Genomic DNA, 17,825 nt, shown 5'->3' on the forward strand with positions numbered 1-17,825 from the left:
TCAGGCTCATAACCTGAAGGTCGTAGGTTCAAATCCTACTCCCGCAACCAATATTACCTACATAAAACAGTATGTTACGCACCGCCTCAAGGCGGTGTTGCAATTTGTGCCAACCCCGCTGGAAACACTGTGGAAGCAAGCCCGTTCAACAGGCAAGGCCGAGTGGCGTTGAACAGAACCTCGTCGCTGTCGGTGTGCAACTTGCGGGTGCCAAACCCGCCGCCGGTGGCGATCCGACAGAAGGCGTCCGCCATCATCGGGCGGATGGTTGAGAGATAATCAAAGCTCAGAACATGGTTGTGCATGGAGGCGATCACCAAATCCTGTTCGGAATTGGGCGTGCTACGGGGGCTGGGCCAGGCCGATCAGGTCGCGCAGCGTTTGTGCAGTGGTGCTTTTGGCGCTGCCCTGTTCGCCTGACAGGATCAGGATAGGGTAGGGGCCTTTGGGGTGGAAACATCCCAGAACCCATGCCACCAACATGCGGAAATCATCTTCGCTGTCCACATTCAGAAAACCGCGCAGCAACTCGATGCCATTCTCATGCCGTTCCGGCACTGGCAGCGCCTGCATGGCTGGTGAGCGCCGAAACCGCGCGGGCGGGTGGCTGACCACCTGCCAGCCCTCGGACGTGATCGCCACAGCCCGCCAATCGGTGTTGCCAAGGTCGAGATAGACCGTGCGCCCGATGGAGGCGAAGCGGCTGGACACGGGGTAGGTCTCGCCTTCGAACCGAGCCACCCCTTCCAGCGGGCGCACCCGTTCTGCTGGGATAAACATGCTGGGTATCAGCGACACCGGCTGTCGGGTGGCGAAGGTTGGGCAGCGCGCTCATGCCTGCACCCCTAGGCGCCGAGCCAGCGCACGTGCGGCCTGACCTTGCTGCACCTCGTTCAGATAGGCAAAAAGGCTGATGGCATCCCCGCCTTTTTCACCCGTCGCGAAGTCTGCCCACAGTCCGCTGTCGAGATTGATCCGAAACGAACCCCGCGACCGATCTGCGCGGGTGGGATTCGGCGCCACCCATTCGCGCCCAATGATCCGGCCATCTGGCAACCATTAGGCCAGTAAAACTTGCAGATTGATCCGGGCCAGTGCAGCAATGGTCGCAAATTCGATGGGCTTCCAGTTACCAGTCATTTGTAACCACCTCCTGAAGACGCGCGATCTCGAACGCTTCTACATCTCCCATGCGATAGCGGACCAATCGGCGATGGCCGGATGCGGTAAAGGTGTTGAGAACTCTGCCAACACCTCACATGGACTGACAGCAAAATGCCCTGCTCAACTTGGATTTGGTGAAGCGGGTTGCCGGGGCTGAAAATTGCAAAAATTTTCGAAAAACCTTAAACTCAGCAGATTAAGGCCAAAAGCCATTTCCGGTTTTTGACAGCAAAGTCATGCGAAAACAGAAAATTCCCGGCTGAATTTTATTTCGTGGAGCCAAAAATATGACTGACAAAAACACCTTTATTGACATGCACACCCACCTGTTCACGGCGCGATATTTGCCGTTGCACAGTATCTTCTACTCGTTCACTTCACTGTATTGGTTTTCGCTTGGGTTGGCCTTTCTGGCGGTTCGTTTGACCCGCATGAGTGACTTCAGCAAACTCGCGACGGAAGAACCTGACCAGGACGATTTGATCGACGCGTTGCTCGATCACGATGTGGACCGGCTTATGCGGGCCATTGCACATCCAGTTCGCGAGAAAATCAGAGAGTATCAATCGACACCCAACCCCAGCCACCAAGATTGGAAGGACATAGAGGAGCTGATCCGAGCCCTGAACGATATTGACCGTGATATCAACTATTCAAGGGCGGGTGACCTCCCAATAGGTGTTCAGCTTGTGGGCGGCGACAGAATTTCTGAAAGGTCCGTCTTTGGAGACAGTGGCACGGACCCTGATTTGCTGGACCGTTTTCTGGCCGAGGCCTTCAGGACCGCTGGTCAAAAAGCGGTAGAAAGCGATTTCTTTCATGAAGCTGCACACTTGCCGTCGGGTGAGGTGTACAAACCTGGATCTGATGCCGGCTTTCGTGCCGTCGACATTCCAATCGGTCAAATCGGCATTATCTTTCAGTTTCTTGAATTCTTTGTCATCATGACCTTGTCCGAGCGAAACCGGTTCAAAGCGCTCAAGAGGGATTTCAAGAAGAATGGTCAGCCGAGCGACCCGGAAGCCAGCCTTTTCGTGGGTATCCTGCTGGATATGCGCCGTGCCTTCGACAAGCTCAAGGAATTTTGGATGCCCGGATTCCTACCGCCGTATTATGACTTCACCGAACAAATGGACCGGATGCAGTCACTCGCAGCTGAGAACCCGAATGAATTGATCAATTTTGGGGCAGTTGACCCGTTTCGAGGCGGGAACTGGAAACAGATTGTCGATTCAGGCGTTGCACTAGGGATAACGGGATACAAAATCTATCCGCCCTTGGGGATCCGGCCGATCGATATGCGCGGCTACCAGACCCCGGTCGCCCCTGGGCGAAGTCTGGACAAGTACAAAGAAAAAGCGCAGAATCCTGCGCCCTACCCGATGGCACAGGCCAAGATGGGTGACATCATTCGCCATTTCTCCAGCCACAACCTGCGTTTGTTTGCCCATTGCAGCCCGATGGGGTTTGAGGTGGAGAAAGGTTACGGCGTCTATTCCGATCCAGAGTTGTGGAAGCACGCGATGGAGACCCACAATGCCCAGGACCTTTGGTTGTTCCTGGCTCATGGTGGTGGCGCAAAAGAAGTAGATTGGATGGGATGGGCAGCAACCAACAATTTTGACCAAACATTTGCCTATCGTGCTATTCGCTTGGTTGAGGAATTCGACAATGTCTATCTTGGCTTGGGTCATTTTTTGGGAATTCTGGATTCAAAGCTCAAGCCAAAGATATTTCAGCGATTGAAATCAGTACTAGTGGCCAAGAGAACCAAGAACGCACCGCACCATTTCCGGGACAAAGTGTGTTTTGGAACGGATTGGGCGATGCCCCTGATGGTCGGCAGAACCCGTGAATACCTGATCGAATTTGACAAGTTCTTCAGCGATCCACAGATCAGTCCTTGTGCACCTAACTTCTTTGAAGGAAATGCAAAAAAATTCCTGGGTATTTGATGGATTTCCAGGCTGAGAGTGCCTGACCGGCGTCCATGACAACCTGAATTTCCGATGGTCCTGTTTCACACGGACTCCCAATACCTGAGGCGATCTCTGAATAATATATTGTGCATTGTAAATACATGTTATGTTGGTTGGGGGGTATTTTTATGAGTCGTATTTTGGAAGAGTCTTATAGGGCTTACGAACCTCGTCCTTTTACTGCGGATCAGCGCAAGGATGTCACCCTGTTGTTTGGTGGGGTTACGTGGCGCGCCGAAAAACTGCTGGAAGGCCTGTTCAAAAGCGCGGGCTACAATGCGCAGCGCCTGCCTGATGTGACAGTTGAAGACTTGTACCTGGGACGTGAACTGGCGGATGTCGGACAGTGCTGCCCCACAGCTTTCACGACGGGCAACTTGTCGAGTTTCCTCAGAAACGAAGCCGAGGCCATCGGGGCTGACGAAGTGGCCGAAAAATATGTTTATGTGACCGCCGGGGCCTGCGGAGCCTGCCGTTTCGGTCAATATCACCAAAGCTATGAGCTTGCGCTGAAGAACCTGGGGCTCGAGGCGTTCAGGATGTTCCTGGTTCAGCAGCATGAAATCGATCAGTCGAAAGGCAAAGACGCCGGTTTGCAGACTGACATTCACCTGCTGCTGAGCACGGCCTTGGGCATGATGGCTGCGGATGCCATTCAGGATCTGGAATACCAGCTGCGACCCTATGAGCTAGAGCAAGGAGCGACCGACCGGGCGGCTCAGAAGGCGGTTTCCGAGATATACGACGTCATGTTGAGCAGGCCGAAACACATGCCGAAATGGGGATCAGTCCTGTGGCATGCGACGACCAGACGCTTTCTGAAGGCCATGAGGCGTGCGCGCGGCCATTTTGAAGACATCCAGCTTGATCGCTTGAGGGTCAAGCCGATGGTCAAGATTACCGGCGAGTTCTATCTGGCCACCGCCGAAGGGGTGCAAAACTACAATATGCATAACTGGCTTGAAGGCGAAGGCGCCGAAGTTCAGCCGGCGCCGATGGTCGTATGGTTCGACTACCTGATGCGGTATGGCGGACAAAAGCTGGAGCTGGGTTTCGGGATAAAAGAAAAAGCGCGTCAGAATTATGTTCTGTTGAAACTTGGGCAGCGCTTTTTCAGGTTCAAATACGATCAGATGCGCCGGATGCTGGGGAGTGTTCCGCGTCCGATGCCCGATCAGGACAAGCTGGGCAAATTGGCGGCTCCGTTTTTTGACAACATGATCAACGGGGGTGAGGGTGATTTGCTGATCGCCAAGGCGATCTGGGCGCATACCCAGCGAAAAGCACATATGATTTGCGAGCTGTCGCCCTATGGATGCCTTCCCAACACAATGAGCATCGGCGCAATGGCGGCCGTACAGGGCCGGTATCCCGATATGCTGTATGCCCCAATCGAGGTAAAAGGGGACAGTGACGTACACGCTTTGTCGCGGTGCCAGATGGTGCTGGCAGACGCCAAGATCCGCGCGCAGGAGGAATTTGAATCTGCTCTTGCCGCTGCCGGGTTGACTGCGGACGAGGCCAGAAAGCGCGCCAAAGAGCATCCCAAGGTCAACACGCCGTTTTGGAAAGTTCCCCATCGTGGCGCCGTGGGCACCGCATCCAATGTCGTGCTTGAGCTGGGAAATGCCACGTTGTGAAATACGCGGGGATAGATATCGGATCGACAACTGTAAAAGGCGTCGTGGTAGAAGATGGCGAAGTCATCTGGAAAGCCTATGGTCGTCACAAAACACGCCAGGCCGAGAAAACCCTTGAACTGTTGTCGCAAATGGAGCTGGAGGCCGGCCTGACCGCCGGTCGCGATGTCGTCACGTTTACGGGATCCGGGGCTGGGACACTGGCAAATCATGTGAACGCGCGGCAAATCCAGGAAGTTGTCGCCGTCGCGGCCGCAGTCGAAGCGTTGCATCCGGATGTGCATTTCGTGTCTGAAATTGGCGGTGAAGACATGAAGACGTTGTTCTTCACGCCAACTACCGCAGGCAAGGCCAAGCAGGTCTATATGCAATCAGCGTGCAGCGGCGGTACGGGCACCTTTATCGAAAAGTCCGCACGAAAACTGAACATCTCCCCGGACGAGCTGACCACTCTGCCATTCGATGGACAAACCCTTCATCGGATCAGCGCCAAATGTGGGATCTTTGCAGAGACGGACGCAAACAGTCTGGTCAAGGCCGGAGTTCCCAAGACCGAAATCATCGCAAGCTTGTTTGACGCAGTCGTGCGGCAGAATCTGGCGACTTTGACAAAAGGCAACACCCCCACACCATCAGTGCTTTTGCTGGGTGGGCCGAACATGTTCTTTCAAGGTCTTCAGCAGGCATGGGCAAGCCATTTGGCCGCGCTCTGGGACGAGCGCAATGTCGTATTGGAAGCAGGACAGAGCGTCACCGATGCAATCCTGGTTCCCGGCGATGCCTTGTACTATGCAAGCCTTGGTTGCGTCGAGATATCTCGTCGGGAAGAAAATGTATCCCGGGCCTATTCCGGCACGGATGGCCTGAAATGGTGGGTGGAAACAGGCCAACACGGTGAAAAGGCCAAGACCGGGCAAGAGGCCTTGGCCCGGAACGGTGAACTCGTCCGGTTCCTGGAGGATTTTACGCAACCAGTGATCCAGATGCCCCAGCCCGTTGTGGCCGAGACATATTATGTCGGGTGCGATTTCGGCAGCACTACGGTCAAGGCGGTGGCGTTGGACTGCGACGCTGAAATTAAGGCTTCGGTTTATCAGCATAGTCAGGGAAACCCGATCGAAGACGCCAAGTCCGTTTTCCGCAAGTTGCGCGATGCAGGGATCGAGGATATCGGCGCTCTTGGCCTGACGGGGTACGGGAAAGATCTGCTGAAGGATATTTTGGGGGCGGACGTGCCAGTGGTTGAGACGGTCGCACATGCGGCTGCAGCCATGCACATACATCCCGACGCAGACGCGATATGCGACGTCGGTGGGACCGATGTCAAAATCATGCTGTTGCGGCAGAAAGCGGTCGTCGATTTTCGGCTCAATTCCCAATGTTCTTCCGGCAATGGGGCGTTTCTTCAAGGCGTTGCCGAACGCTATGATGTCCGGCTTGAGGATTACGCCGAAAAAGCCTTCAGCGCCAAGCGGATGCCGAAACTGATGATGGGGTGCGGCGTGTTCCTTCAGTCCGACATCGTGAACCAGCAACGCAAAGGGTGGGCGGCAGAAGAAATCATGGCAAGCCTTGCTGCGGTCCTGCCCCTGAATGTTTGGGTCTATGCCGGGCAGTTTCAGAACCTCAAGGCCATCGGCAGGAAGTTTGTCCTGCAAGGTGGAACACATCGAAACCTGGCCGTCGTCAAAGCCCAGATCGATTTCATCAGGGGTAAAATTCCTGACGCGGAAATTACCGTGCACCCTCATGCTGGCGAGGCTGGCGCTTTGGGCGCCGCCCTTCTGGCGCTCGAACATGTGAACACCGGGCAAACGTCCCGCTTCGTCGGGCACGACCGCATCGAAGAGTTGGAATATGTCAGTACAACCAACAGCAAAACCACCTGCAAGTGGTGTGCGATGAACTGTAGCCGGGCCTTTGTGGATGTTCAGATCCCCGGCGGTCGTGGCCGGGCAAACAGCAAGGTTCCTCTGGCGGAAGGGTGGGAGCGGGTGATTACCGGCAATTCTTGCTCGAAAGGGTTGATTGAAGACGCAGCCGAGATGAAAGCGCGAAAAAAGCAAATCGACGAGGAAGCGAATGCCAATCCAAATATTGCAGAAAGCGTTCGCGAAGGCGCCTTTCGCTAAGTCCAAACCACCCAAGCGGGATTTTCGGATCGGCATCCCTCGGGTCCTGAACCAGTGGTCGACGCACAGGTTTTGGACGACATTGTTCGTTGAACTGGGAATCAATCGCCGCAATATCGTCTATTCGTCGGACACATCAGAAGCACAACAGCTGAAATTCGGAAAAGGGCGTGGTGCTGTTGATTGCTGTTACCCCGTCAAGTGCATGTCCGGCCATTATGGTGAATTGCTGGACGGGCAAAAGCGCCCCATTGATATCCTGTTCGTTCCCATAATCCTGACTGTCCCATCCTTTTTGCGGGGTCATGTCCGGGAAAACATGGCCTGCCCGCGCGTTATTGCCGGCCCCGAAAGTACACGAGCCGGATTTCGGCGGGAAAAGGACGTGTTCAAGGAAGTGGGCGTACATTATCTTTCGCCCGCCGTATCCTTGGCAGACCCACAAATTGCGACCCGGCAGCTGTACGATGCCCTGAAGGGCGTAATCACCGACTTGCGCTTGGCTGAACTGCGCGCTGCGGTTGCCAAAGCTTATGACGCCCTTCAAGAGTTTGATCAGAGTCTGCGGCGGCAAAGTCTGGCGGTACTGTCCGAGTGCGCCACGCAACATCGGCCTTGCATCCTAGCCTTGGGCCGCCCCTACCACATGGACACCGGAATTGGCCACGCCATTGAAAGTGAGTTGCAGGCCTTTGGTTATCCGATCCTCTGGGGTCAGTACCTGCCATTGGACGCAGAGATACTGGATTGGTTATACGGCGATCTGATCAAAGCTGGCCGAATTCAAAGCCCTTTTGACATTTCGGATATTTGGAAAACGTCTCACAGTGCAAACACCAACGAACTTCTTTGGGCTGCACGCTATGGATCTATTATGCCGTGGATAACCTGTTCAATCCGGTTTTCAAGCTATGAATGCGGAATGGACCAGCCGACTTATTCACCAGTCCAGGAAATTACCGAAGCGCTTGGAACGCTTTTCTTTGTTTTTCAGGATCTCGATGAGACGAAACCTGCCGGCTCTGTCCGAATTCGCGTGGAAACCATTGCTTACTATCTGGAACAGAAATCGCCGAATATCATTCAGAGCAAACTGGAGGCTCTGAAAACAGCACCACCTGAATTGTTGTTGCCAACTTGATCCAACGGCCGATTTTCAGGGCAGTACGGCACCCGTTTGCGGGCGCGAGGCCAAAAGCGGTTCAGGCTGTGTTGGCGTCGCGACGCGAAAGTAGCTTCTGAACAAACAACCTGGGGCTTATCGACTAAGAAAGGGATTTGAGGGATATTTTGCATAGAGCTGGCGCGGGGGCGATGCTTTGCTGAAACACATTGTGGACTCTGAAAATCCGATCGACGATGGAAAAATAAGACGAAAAATGCAAGTTGTTAACGTTGCAGCCTTTATTGCGTCGCTTGGGTTCGGTTTCACAGCTTTCTACCAGTTCCAACTTGGACCAGACTGGAGATATCTCGCATGGGTAAACTTTGGTCTTGGCTTCGCGGCACTTTTGACGATGACGTTGGATCGCTTCGGCCTTGAGGTCAAAGTCGCTTATTTTACAGTGTGGTTATTCCTGTTTCTGGCCCATGACATCAGTGTCGGCAAAAACGGTGAAGATCATCTGGTCTTGCTTGTTGGCCCGCCCTTGCTTTTTTATTTTCTGGGGGCCGCATATTGGCGCTGGATCACTTTGATAACGATCCTCAGCGCAGCTTTGTTTATTTACATATCGCTTGTCGTTCCTTTGCATATACCGCCCGGCGAAACGATTTGGGATATTATTGCGCAGTCATATCGGGACGGATTTGTAAGGCAGCCTCAGGATGTTATTTTCATTGTATTGATTTTGGGAATCGTCTCGGCGCTTTTTTTCACCTCCTATTCTGCAAATGCCGCAATAGATCGATACGAAGATGCTTTGGAAAGGGAATTTGCTGTTTCCGAGCGGCTGATAAATGTTCTTTTGCCTTCGCGCATTGCAAGGCGCATCAAAGCGCACCCGGACAGGTTAATCGCTGAAAGAATTGATGACGCCACAATTCTGTTTTCTGATTTGTCTGGATTTTCTGAATTCGCGGCCGCCAATGGGGCAAGGGCGACGGTCAAATTGCTGGGCTCCGTGTTCTCAGCATTCGATGAACTGGTTTTGAGCTACAAGCTGGAGAAAATCAAAACCATCGGTGACAGTTACATGGTTGCAGGTGGTTTGGACCCCTCGGTCAAAGAGAGGCAACCGGATTCTGTTCGCATGGCGGCGTTGGCGATTGATATGATTGCGACGGTCGAGCAGGTGACAGACAAACTGCATCCAAAGGTGTCCCTGCGGGTCGGAATTCACAAAGGCCCGGTAATCGCAGGTGTAATCGGCGGCGACAAACCGTTTTTTGACGTTTGGGGTGATACAGTCAACATCGCCTCAAGAATGGAAAGCACCGGAGAACCCGGGCGCGTTCAAATCTCACCCGAAGTAAGAGACGAGATAGCCGAATATGTAGATTGCGAGAGACGAGAGGTTATCAATATCAAGGGAAATGGCGAAATCCAACCGTATTGGCTGCTGAAGGTCCACGACAAACCTGCAACGTCACACTCGTCCGAGCGGCTCATCAAAGGCTGAAAACCTTATCTTCTCGGTGAAACGTGCCAATTTCAGTGCGGGTTCAATCAGTGACTGGAATGGGGCGAACCTGGGTCAGTTGAAACAACAGATCACGCGGAGGCAGCTGCGAGCCGCAGCCGGATGGCCTGTTGTGACAGTGAGAGCATTCCTTTGAAGCCCGGCCGCTTTTTCAAAAACGAGCCGCCGGATGAAAACCCCGGCGGCTCGGACCTTGGCGCTTTACGGTGAAACTGGGACAACCGTGGTCAGCGGTTTTATGCGGCAACTTCCTGCTCGGGCGCGCTGAGCGAGATGACAAGCACCACGGCCGCGCCGTTCAGCCAATAAAACACCGCATCCAGTCCTGAGAACCCTAGGACGCTGGGTGCAAACAGGAATGTGATGCCGACAATCAAGTCTACGGCCAGATGGAACTTGTAGGGAAGGACCCGCCAAATCCCAAGGTGGTGATCCGTCAGTACCGTCAGAACAAACGCAGCAACACCGGTGACAACCGACAGCCACAGGGCCAGGGGGTTGGATTGGCCCAATCCCAACAGGAACGGCAACGTCATGAGGGCAATGGCGACGGGGTAGTCGAGGTAAGCATGGACAGAGCGGGTAACGAAACGCAGGGACATCAGATCTTCCTTTTCTCAATCAATGATAAAGGGAAGGTAGGACGCCCAAGCCGAACGCTGAATTCCTGATCGTCTCTAATACCATGCAGATCGTTCAAAAAACCTGGGGGATCAATGCATCGCCCGGTACGCAGCCGGTGACAACCCAACCTGTTTCTTGAACACGCGTGAGAAAGCCGCCTCGGAGGCATACCCGACCTCGGCCGCTGCATCTGCAACGTTCCATCTTGCCTCGGTCAGGCCGTGGCACGCGATTTGCATCCGCCAATCCGTGAGGTACTGCATCGGCGTAGTGTCCATCTTTTCAGCAAAACGCTGAGCAAAGGCAGTGCGCGACATACCCGCCACACGTGCCAAAGACGCGACGCTCCAGTCCTTGGCCGGGGCCTGGTGGAACGCGGTCAAGGCCCGCGAGATGCGCTGATCAGCAAATCCTGCCAATGCGGAATCCTGCGGGCTCTGACGCTCCAGATAGGCCCGGATCGCCTGTGCGAACAGGGCCTCGGACAGTTTCAGCGCGATCAGGTCGCCACCGATTTTTGCGCCTGAAACCTCAGAGCCGATCATGCGCAGGGTGGCTTCCATCCACGATCCGGCCTCTTCGCCATAATTCTCGATCAGGATATAGGGCGGCAGGCGGTCGATCAGCATATGCCCGGTGCCGTTTCGGCCGGCCGGGCCGGAAAAAGAGAAATGACCGCAGATCAGCTGTGTATCCCGTTCCTCGTCATCACCGCCATAGACCAGCACGCCTTCGCCCGAGTAGCCCGCGCGCTCCAGCACCTGCTCCAGAGGCAATGCGTCCAACGGCTTGACCTCGGCGCAGAGCAATGCGTGTGGCGCCCCGTGGGGGATCAGGATCAGGTCCCCCTGCCTCAACCGCAGCGTTTCGCCCGTGGTCGAGACATGAACCTTCAGCTCACCACGCTGCACAAAATGAAACCGCGCCACGTTTTCGAACCCCGGCACCTGAATTCCGAAGGGCGGAGTGAATGACGTGCGGAAGTAAAACGTGCCGCGCAAGGAAAGGCGGGTGAGAATATCGCTGAGAAGGTCCAACATGTGCCGAAGATACGCAATCTGTGCAATCCGTCCAGATGGCCGAACGGTTTGCACAAAAAATTGCACGTTTGGCAACAAAAAGCCCCCGACAAAGCGGGGGCAATGTCTTACGAGCGAACCAGTTTCTCGTAATCTTCGGCGATTTGGCGGGTCAGGTCGCCGACCTCGAATGTATATTCGCCGATCTGTCCGACAGGCGTGACCTCGGCCGCGGTGCCGGTCAGCCAGCACTGTTCGAAGTCAGCCATTTCTTCGGGCTTGATGCGGCGCTCATGCACGGTGATGCCCTTGTCTTTCAACATCTGGATCACCGTCTGGCGGGTGATGCCGTTCAGGAAGCAGTCTGCCAGCGGGGTGTGCACCTCGCCATCCTTGACGAAAAACACGTTTGCGCCGGTGGCCTCGGCGACATAACCGCGCCAGTCCATGAACAATGCGTCCGAGCATCCTTTGGCCTCGGCCTTGTGCTTGGATATGGTGCAAATCATGTAAAGACCCGCCGCCTTGGCATGGACCGGGATGGTTTCCGGGCTGGGGCGTTTCCATTCGGCGATGTCCAGCTTGGCGCCCTGCAACTTGGCATCGCCGTAATAGGCGCCCCAAGGCCAGACTGCGATGGCCATGCGCACCGGATTGCGCGCCGAGGCCACGCCCATATCCTCGCCCGAGCCACGCCAGACCAACGCCCGCACATATGCGTCCTGCAAACCGCTGGCTTTCAGCGCTTCTTCCTTCGCAGCTTCGATTTCATCAACCGAATAAGGCATCGGCATGTCCAGCGCTTCGGCCGAGGCGATCAGACGCTGGGAATGTTCGCGGCTTTTGAAGATCTTACCGTTGTATGCGCGCTCGCCTTCGAATACCGATGACGCATAGTGCATTGCGTGGGTCAGAATGTGCACATTGGCCTCACGCCAGGGCACCAGCTTGCCATCCATCCAAATGGTGCCATCACGATCATCATACCCCGCCATGCGAAACCTCCTGAACCGGGTTGAGTTTTCGATTGTTGCGCGATTTAGGTCCGGTGCGGACACAATATTGCGCAAAAACTGCAATTCGATACCGCTCTACTCTTGGAATGTCAATAACGCTGACATAAACTCGGCCCCGGTAGTAACGAATGAGGCATGATATGTCCGACGTCCGTCCGGCCCCGCGTTATGGGGGCGAGAGCCTTTTGTTTTTGACCGATGAGCAATTGAGGCAGGGGATCGAGGCCATGTTCTTCGCCTATCGCGGCTTTACGGCTGATCCCGACCGCATCCTCGCAGAGATGGCCTATGGCCGCGCCCACCACCGGGCAATCCACTTCATCAACCGCGCGCCGGGCACGACGGTCAACAATTTGTTGGCCATCCTTGGCGTGACAAAACAGTCTCTGAACAGGGTTTTGCGAACCTTGATCGAGGATGGTTTGGTGGAAAGCCGCGTGGGTACAGTGGACAAACGCGAACGCCACCTATTTCTGACAGAAAAGGGGCAGTCGCTGGAAACCACGTTGTCGGATGCTCAGCGGGCAAGAATGCGCGCCGCCTACAAGGATGCCGGTCCCGAAGCCGTGGCCGGATTTCGCAAAGTGCTTGAAGCAATGATGGATGCTGATATGCGTCATGCCTATACGAAACTTCGGGATACGACCACATGAGCGATATGGATGCCCATCTGCTGATTGTTGACGACGACGAGCGCATTCGTGATCTGCTCAAGAAGTTTTTGATGCGAAACGGGTTTCTGGTTACTGCGGCACGGGATGCGGCCCACGCGCGGCGCGTATTGTCGGGGTTGGATTTCGACATGATCGTCATGGACGTGATGATGCCGGGCGAGGATGGTGTCAGTCTGACCCGCGCTTTGCGGGAAACGCATACGACACCGATCCTGCTGCTGACAGCAAAGGGCGAGACGGAACACCGGATCGCGGGCCTCGAGGCCGGGGCGGATGATTACCTGGCAAAACCGTTCGAGCCGAAAGAGCTGCTGTTGCGGATCAATGCGATCCTGCGCCGGATGCCGGAAACGCCGGCAGAAGAAACCACGGCGAAGATCCTGAACCTCGGGCCCATCCGCTATGACATTGAACGCGGTGAGATGTGGCAGGGCGAAGACCCGGTCCGTCTGACCGCAACCGAAAGCCAGTTGATGAAGATATTCTCGGCCCAGCCCGGAGAGCCCATCAGCCGCGCCAAGCTGGTCGAGGATCTGGGCCGCGACAAGGGACAGGCGCAGGAGCGCGCGGTGGATGTGCAAATCACGCGCCTTCGACGCAAAATCGAACAGGACCCCAAGCAGCCACGCTATTTGCAGACTGTGCGGGGCGCGGGGTATATGCTTGCGCCGGATTGAGATGCCGCTGCGCGGCGTTTTTTGGCCTTCGGCGAGGATATTTGTAGCCAGATGAAGATGGGATCCCAATGACAACCGCCCTTTTGACCCACGCCGATTGTCTGGGCCATGTGACACCTGACGGGCACCCGGAACGGGTGGCGCGGCTGGAGCATATATTGCATGCATTGGAAGCGCTGGAGCTGAAGCGGGTGACGGCTCCGCTGGCTGCGGATGACGATCTTCTGCGCATTCACCCCGAGAGCTATATCCGCGACATTCGGGCCGCGCGCCCTGCGGACGGGTTCGCCCAGATCGACGGGGATACGTTCCTGTCTCCGGGATCGGTGGACGCAGCATACCGCGCGGCGGGTGCGGCGGTGCGGGCCGTTGATCTGGTTTTGGGCGGTGAAGCATCGAACGCGTTCTGTGCCATTCGCCCGCCGGGGCACCATGCGGAAACCGAAACGGCCATGGGCTTCTGCCTGTTTGGAAATGCAGCATTGGCGGCGAAACATGCGCTGGACCATCACGGCTTGAATCGTGTGGCGGTGGTCGACTTTGACGTGCATCACGGCAATGGAACCCAGGACCTGTTGTGGGATGAAGCGCGGGCATTGGTGATAACCAGCCAGCAGATGCCTTTGTGGCCCGGATCGGGCCGGCCCGAGGAAACGGGTGTTCATGATACGGTTCTCAACATCCCCCTGGCGCCCGGCAGTGGCGGCGCCGAGATGCGTGCCGCCTATGAAACGAAGGCCTTTCCGCGCTTGCGGGCCTTCAGGCCGGAACTGATCATCATTTCCGCCGGGTTCGACGCCCATCAGGACGACCCGCTGGCCAATCTGAACTGGGCCACTGATGACTTCGTCTGGATCACCGCAGAGCTGTGCAGGATTGCCGACGAGGTTTGCGACGGTCGTATCGTCTCGACTCTGGAAGGCGGGTATGATCTGAACGCACTGGCCCAGGCCACACGCGCCCATGTGGAAGAATTGATAAAGGCAGCCCGATGACCCAGACTCCCGTAGACCAGATGACATTCGAACAGGCGATGAAAGAGCTTGAAGCCGTAGTCGGCCAGCTGGAACGTGGTGATGTCGCGCTGGATCAATCAATTGCGCTGTACGAACGCGGCGCGGCGCTGAAAAAGCGGTGCGAAGACGAGTTGAAGCGCGCGGAAGAAAAAGTCGCAGCGATCACTCTGGACGCCAGTGGTCAGCCGACCGGTACGACGCCCGTCGAAGGTATGTGAATGTTCCCCGAAAGACTTGCGCAGGATGCTGCCAGCATTCAAAGCCATTTTGATCTGGTTTTGGGCGCGTTTGCAGACGTGGATGTAACCCGGGCCATGGCATATGCCACCCGAGGCGGAAAGCGGCTGCGCGGGTTTCTAGCAATGGAAAGTGCCCGACTGCACGGTGTTGAAGAAGACCGTGCGATCTGGCCGGCCACGGCCATAGAGGCGCTGCACGCTTATTCCCTGGTGCATGACGACCTGCCCTGCATGGATGACGATGACCTGCGCCGCGGGCGGCCCACCGTTCACGTAGAGTGGGATGAGGGCACGGCTGTTCTGGCCGGGGATGCCCTTCAGACGCTTGCTTTTGAACTTTGCACCTGTTCGCAGGTTGGGTCCGCAGATATTCGCGCAGACCTTGCCCTGACCCTGGCCAAAGCCAGCGGCGCACAAGGTATGGTGCTGGGACAGGCGCTGGACATTGCGGCGGAAACGGCCGCCAAACCGCTGACGCTGGACGAAATCACGCGTCTTCAGGCCGGCAAGACGGGCGCCCTGATCGAGTGGTCTGCCTGCGTTGGCGCCGTTATGGCCCGATCCGATCCTGACCCGTTGCGCCGATATGCCCGGGCAATGGGTCTTGCTTTTCAGATCGCAGATGACATCCTTGATATCGAAGGCGATGCCCAAAAGGCGGGCAAGCGATTGCAAAAGGATACCGAGGCAGGGAAAGCCACTTTTGTTTCGCTTTTGGGTCTGCCTGCTGCCAAAGCCCGCGCAAGTGAACTTGTGGATCAGGCCTGCGCCGCTTTGGACGGGTTTGGTCCGAGGGCGGAAACCTTGAAGGAAGCCGCCCGCTTCGTTATTGCCCGGGACAGCTAAGCCAGGAACGCGACACATGTCTGACCGCCCCAATACGCCCTTGCTGGATCTTGTGAACCGCCCAGCGGATCTCAAGCAGTTCTCGGACGCGCAGCTGCACCAGGTCGCACAGGAGTTGCGGGCCGAAACAATTTCGGCGGTTGCCGTGACCGGCGGGCACTTGGGGGCCGGCTTGGGTGTCGTTGAACTGACCACCGCGTTGCACGCTGTGTTTGATACGCCCCGAGACAAGATCATCTGGGATGTGGGTCATCAGTGTTATCCGCACAAAATCCTGACCGAACGACGTGATCGCATCCGCACATTGCGCATGAAGGATGGCCTCAGCGGTTTCACCAAGCGCAGCGAAAGCCCCTATGACCCATTTGGCGCTGCGCATTCCAGCACGTCGATCAGCGCTGCTTTGGGTTTTGCTGTCGCACGGGATCTGGGTGGTGTCACGCCCGAAGGGCTGGGCGACGCAATTGCGGTGATCGGCGATGGTTCGATGTCTGCGGGCATGGCCTTTGAGGCGATGAACAATGCAGGCCACCTGAAAAAGCGTCTGATCGTCATTCTGAACGACAACGAGATGAGCATCGCGCCGCCAGTTGGTGCGTTGTCCAGCTATTTATCGCGTATCTATTCCGAAGAACCGTTTCACGATCTGAAAGCTGCTGCAAAAGGCGCTGTCTCATTGCTGCCCGAGCCATTCCGGGAGGGTGCCAAGCGCGCCAAGGAGATGCTGAAAGGCATGGCGGTGGGCGGCACGCTGTTCGAAGAGCTTGGGTTTTCCTATCTCGGCCCGATAGATGGCCATGACATGGACCAGCTGCTGCCTGTTCTGCGTACGGTCAAAGCACGGGCAACCGGGCCGATTCTGATCCATGTATTGACGAAAAAAGGCAAGGGGTATGCCCCCGCCGAACAGGCCCGCGACAAAGGCCATGCCACGGCCAAGTTCGATGTGGTTACTGGGGAGCAAAAGAAGGCACCTTCAAACGCGCCCTCTTATACGTCTGTATTCGGCAAGGCGCTGGTGGATGAGGCCGCGCGTGACGACAAGATCGTTGCCGTGACCGCTGCGATGCCCGACGGAACAGGCCTCAACCTGTTCGCCGAGCGCTATCCGTCACGTTGCTTTGATGTGGCGATTGCCGAACAGCACGGCGTGACGTTTTCGGCTGCGCTTGCCGCAGGAGGAATGAAGCCGTTTTGCGCAATGTATTCGACCTTTCTGCAGCGTGGTTACGACCAGGTGGTACATGACGTGGCGATTCAGCGCCTGCCCGTACGTTTTGCAATCGACCGGGCAGGTTTGGTCGGTGCTGACGGCGCCACCCATGCGGGGTCGTTCGACATTGCCTATTTGGCCAACCTGCCCGGTATGGTCGTCATGGCTGCCGCAGACGAGGCCGAGCTGATGCATATGGTGGCGACCGCCGCAGCGCATGACGAAGGCCCCATTGCGTTCCGCTATCCGCGCGGCGAAGGTGTCGGGGTGGACTTGCCCGAACGCGGCGAGGTTCTGGAGATCGGCAAGGGCCGCGTTATCCGGGAAGGTGCGCGGGTGGCTTTGCTTTCATTCGGTACACGTCTGGCAGAGGTTCAGAAGGCGGCGGAATCCCTTTCAGCCAAAGGCATAACGCCCACGATTGCCGATGCTCGTTTTGCCAAACCTCTTGACCGTGACCTGATCCTGGATCTGGTATCCCGCCACGAGGCGTTGATCACCATAGAAGAAGGGGCCGTTGGCGGTTTTGGCAGCCATGTCGCTCAACTTTTGGCGGATGAAGGTGTATTTGATCGGGGGTTGAAATACCGCTCGATGGTTTTGCCTGATATTTTCATCGATCAAGCCAGCCCCGCGGACATGTATGCGGTGGCCGGCATGAATGCCGAGCATATCGAAGCGAAAGTTCTGGACGTTCTGGGTGTTGCCTCGATCGGAGAGAAACGCGCTTAGCGCGCCAGTCGGCAGGGCAGCGGAGGTTGCGAGGGCCGAATTCCGTTTGACCTGGATATATCTGGTGCCGCTGAAGGGACTCGAACCCCCGACCCCATCATTACGAATGACGTGCTCTACCAGCTGAGCTACAGCGGCACCTTAGGTCATATGGAACTGATTATGACCGGATGCGAAGCTTCGTTTAAACCGTCAGTCTGGCGCCTGCAAGC

The 17,825-nt window shown here is 56.2% G+C and carries 16 protein-coding genes and 1 tRNA gene; 11 read left to right on the plus strand and 6 right to left on the minus strand.

From position 1 onward, the window contains the following. Window positions 1-342 precede the first annotated feature (342 nt). Both GS611_RS20175 and GS611_RS21045 read right to left on the minus strand, forming a co-directional pair. Window positions 343-780 (minus strand): hypothetical protein, encoded by a 438-nt coding sequence (locus tag GS611_RS20175; RefSeq protein ID WP_171638410.1) that lies wholly within the window; start codon window positions 778-780, stop codon window positions 343-345. Window positions 781-831: 51 nt separating this feature from the next. Then, window positions 832-1,023, minus strand: a complete 192-nt coding sequence (locus GS611_RS21045) for a hypothetical protein (protein WP_216598358.1) — start codon at window positions 1,021-1,023, stop codon at window positions 832-834. Between the two features lie 428 nt (window positions 1,024-1,451). Between GS611_RS21045 and GS611_RS20185 the strand changes: the two genes are divergently transcribed. The 5 genes from GS611_RS20185 (at window position 1,452) to GS611_RS20205 (ending at window position 9,536) form a co-directional block, all read left to right on the plus strand. Then, on the plus strand, window positions 1,452-3,119 hold the full coding sequence (locus GS611_RS20185) for a hypothetical protein (protein WP_171638412.1): 1,668 nt from the start codon (window positions 1,452-1,454) through the stop codon (window positions 3,117-3,119). A gap of 152 nt (window positions 3,120-3,271) precedes the next feature. After that, window positions 3,272-4,783, plus strand: coding sequence for a hypothetical protein (locus tag GS611_RS20190; RefSeq protein ID WP_171638414.1), 1,512 nt, complete (start codon window positions 3,272-3,274; stop codon window positions 4,781-4,783). Further along, window positions 4,780-6,915, plus strand: a complete 2,136-nt coding sequence (locus tag GS611_RS21360; protein WP_171638416.1) for a BadF/BadG/BcrA/BcrD ATPase family protein — start codon at window positions 4,780-4,782, stop codon at window positions 6,913-6,915. The genes GS611_RS20190 and GS611_RS21360 overlap by 4 nt, the downstream gene beginning before the upstream one ends. Next, window positions 6,866-8,056 (plus strand): acyl-CoA dehydratase activase-related protein, encoded by a 1,191-nt coding sequence (locus tag GS611_RS20200; protein WP_171638418.1) that lies wholly within the window; start codon window positions 6,866-6,868, stop codon window positions 8,054-8,056. Before GS611_RS21360 ends, GS611_RS20200 begins: the two co-directional genes overlap by 50 nt. A 178-nt stretch (window positions 8,057-8,234) precedes the next feature. Beyond that, window positions 8,235-9,536 (plus strand): adenylate/guanylate cyclase domain-containing protein, encoded by a 1,302-nt coding sequence (locus tag GS611_RS20205; RefSeq protein ID WP_171638420.1) that lies wholly within the window; start codon window positions 8,235-8,237, stop codon window positions 9,534-9,536. 257 nt (window positions 9,537-9,793) lie between these two features. Here the strand turns inward: GS611_RS20205 and GS611_RS20210 are convergent, their stop codons facing one another. The 3 genes from GS611_RS20210 to GS611_RS20220 form a co-directional block, all read right to left on the minus strand. Further along, complete coding sequence (locus tag GS611_RS20210; RefSeq protein ID WP_152459687.1) at window positions 9,794-10,159, minus strand: hypothetical protein; 366 nt, start codon at window positions 10,157-10,159, stop codon at window positions 9,794-9,796. Window positions 10,160-10,270: 111 nt separating this feature from the next. Continuing rightward, on the minus strand, window positions 10,271-11,221 hold the full coding sequence (locus GS611_RS20215) for an AraC family transcriptional regulator (protein WP_171638422.1): 951 nt from the start codon (window positions 11,219-11,221) through the stop codon (window positions 10,271-10,273). A gap of 107 nt (window positions 11,222-11,328) precedes the next feature. Further along, window positions 11,329-12,195 (minus strand): branched-chain amino acid aminotransferase, encoded by an 867-nt coding sequence (locus GS611_RS20220; protein WP_171638424.1) that lies wholly within the window; start codon window positions 12,193-12,195, stop codon window positions 11,329-11,331. A gap of 161 nt (window positions 12,196-12,356) precedes the next feature. Between GS611_RS20220 and GS611_RS20225 the strand changes: the two genes are divergently transcribed. From GS611_RS20225 to dxs, 6 genes are all read left to right on the plus strand, one after another. After that, on the plus strand, window positions 12,357-12,869 hold the full coding sequence (locus GS611_RS20225) for a MarR family winged helix-turn-helix transcriptional regulator (RefSeq protein ID WP_171638426.1): 513 nt from the start codon (window positions 12,357-12,359) through the stop codon (window positions 12,867-12,869). Continuing rightward, window positions 12,866-13,567 carry a response regulator gene (locus GS611_RS20230; protein ID WP_152459691.1) on the plus strand — a complete coding sequence of 234 codons (702 nt, stop codon included), beginning with the start codon at window positions 12,866-12,868 and terminating at the stop codon, window positions 13,565-13,567. The genes GS611_RS20225 and GS611_RS20230 overlap by 4 nt, the downstream gene beginning before the upstream one ends. Before the next feature lie 68 nt (window positions 13,568-13,635). Next, on the plus strand, window positions 13,636-14,562 hold the full coding sequence (locus GS611_RS20235) for a histone deacetylase family protein (RefSeq protein ID WP_171638428.1): 927 nt from the start codon (window positions 13,636-13,638) through the stop codon (window positions 14,560-14,562). Further along, the gene (locus GS611_RS20240) at window positions 14,559-14,801 is read left to right on the plus strand and encodes an exodeoxyribonuclease VII small subunit (RefSeq protein WP_171638430.1); all 243 of its coding nucleotides are present in this window, start codon (window positions 14,559-14,561) and stop codon (window positions 14,799-14,801) included. The genes GS611_RS20235 and GS611_RS20240 overlap by 4 nt, the downstream gene beginning before the upstream one ends. Continuing rightward, complete coding sequence (locus GS611_RS20245) at window positions 14,802-15,668, plus strand: polyprenyl synthetase family protein (RefSeq protein WP_171638432.1); 867 nt, start codon at window positions 14,802-14,804, stop codon at window positions 15,666-15,668. Between the two features lie 16 nt (window positions 15,669-15,684). Next, on the plus strand, window positions 15,685-17,613 hold the full coding sequence (dxs, locus tag GS611_RS20250) for a 1-deoxy-D-xylulose-5-phosphate synthase (protein WP_171638434.1): 1,929 nt from the start codon (window positions 15,685-15,687) through the stop codon (window positions 17,611-17,613). Window positions 17,614-17,675: 62 nt separating this feature from the next. Here dxs and GS611_RS20255 read toward each other — a convergent pair. After that, window positions 17,676-17,751: transfer RNA gene (locus GS611_RS20255), tRNA-Thr, on the minus strand. Window positions 17,752-17,825 lie beyond the last annotated feature (74 nt).

It is taken from the genome of Ruegeria sp. HKCCD6119, assembly GCF_013110585.1.
In the GTDB taxonomy this organism is placed as follows: Bacteria; Pseudomonadota; Alphaproteobacteria; order Rhodobacterales; family Rhodobacteraceae; genus Ruegeria.

Coding starts and splice junctions, on each gene's coding strand:
- dxs (WP_171638434.1), top strand. CDS start 15,685: ATGTCTGACCGCCCCAATACGCCCTTGCTGGATCTTGTGAACCGCCCA.
- GS611_RS20190 (WP_171638414.1), top strand. CDS start 3,272: ATGAGTCGTATTTTGGAAGAGTCTTATAGGGCTTACGAACCTCGTCCT.
- GS611_RS20245 (WP_171638432.1), top strand. CDS start 14,802: ATGTTCCCCGAAAGACTTGCGCAGGATGCTGCCAGCATTCAAAGCCAT.
- GS611_RS20200 (WP_171638418.1), top strand. CDS start 6,866: ATGCCAATCCAAATATTGCAGAAAGCGTTCGCGAAGGCGCCTTTCGCT.
- GS611_RS20185 (WP_171638412.1), top strand. CDS start 1,452: ATGACTGACAAAAACACCTTTATTGACATGCACACCCACCTGTTCACG.
- GS611_RS20240 (WP_171638430.1), top strand. CDS start 14,559: ATGACCCAGACTCCCGTAGACCAGATGACATTCGAACAGGCGATGAAA.
- GS611_RS20220 (WP_171638424.1), bottom strand. CDS start 12,195: ATGGCGGGGTATGATGATCGTGATGGCACCATTTGGATGGATGGCAAG.
- GS611_RS20225 (WP_171638426.1), top strand. CDS start 12,357: ATGTCCGACGTCCGTCCGGCCCCGCGTTATGGGGGCGAGAGCCTTTTG.
- GS611_RS20175 (WP_171638410.1), bottom strand. CDS start 780: ATGTTTATCCCAGCAGAACGGGTGCGCCCGCTGGAAGGGGTGGCTCGG.
- GS611_RS20215 (WP_171638422.1), bottom strand. CDS start 11,221: ATGTTGGACCTTCTCAGCGATATTCTCACCCGCCTTTCCTTGCGCGGC.
- GS611_RS20210 (WP_152459687.1), bottom strand. CDS start 10,159: ATGTCCCTGCGTTTCGTTACCCGCTCTGTCCATGCTTACCTCGACTAC.
- GS611_RS20230 (WP_152459691.1), top strand. CDS start 12,866: ATGAGCGATATGGATGCCCATCTGCTGATTGTTGACGACGACGAGCGC.
- GS611_RS20235 (WP_171638428.1), top strand. CDS start 13,636: ATGACAACCGCCCTTTTGACCCACGCCGATTGTCTGGGCCATGTGACA.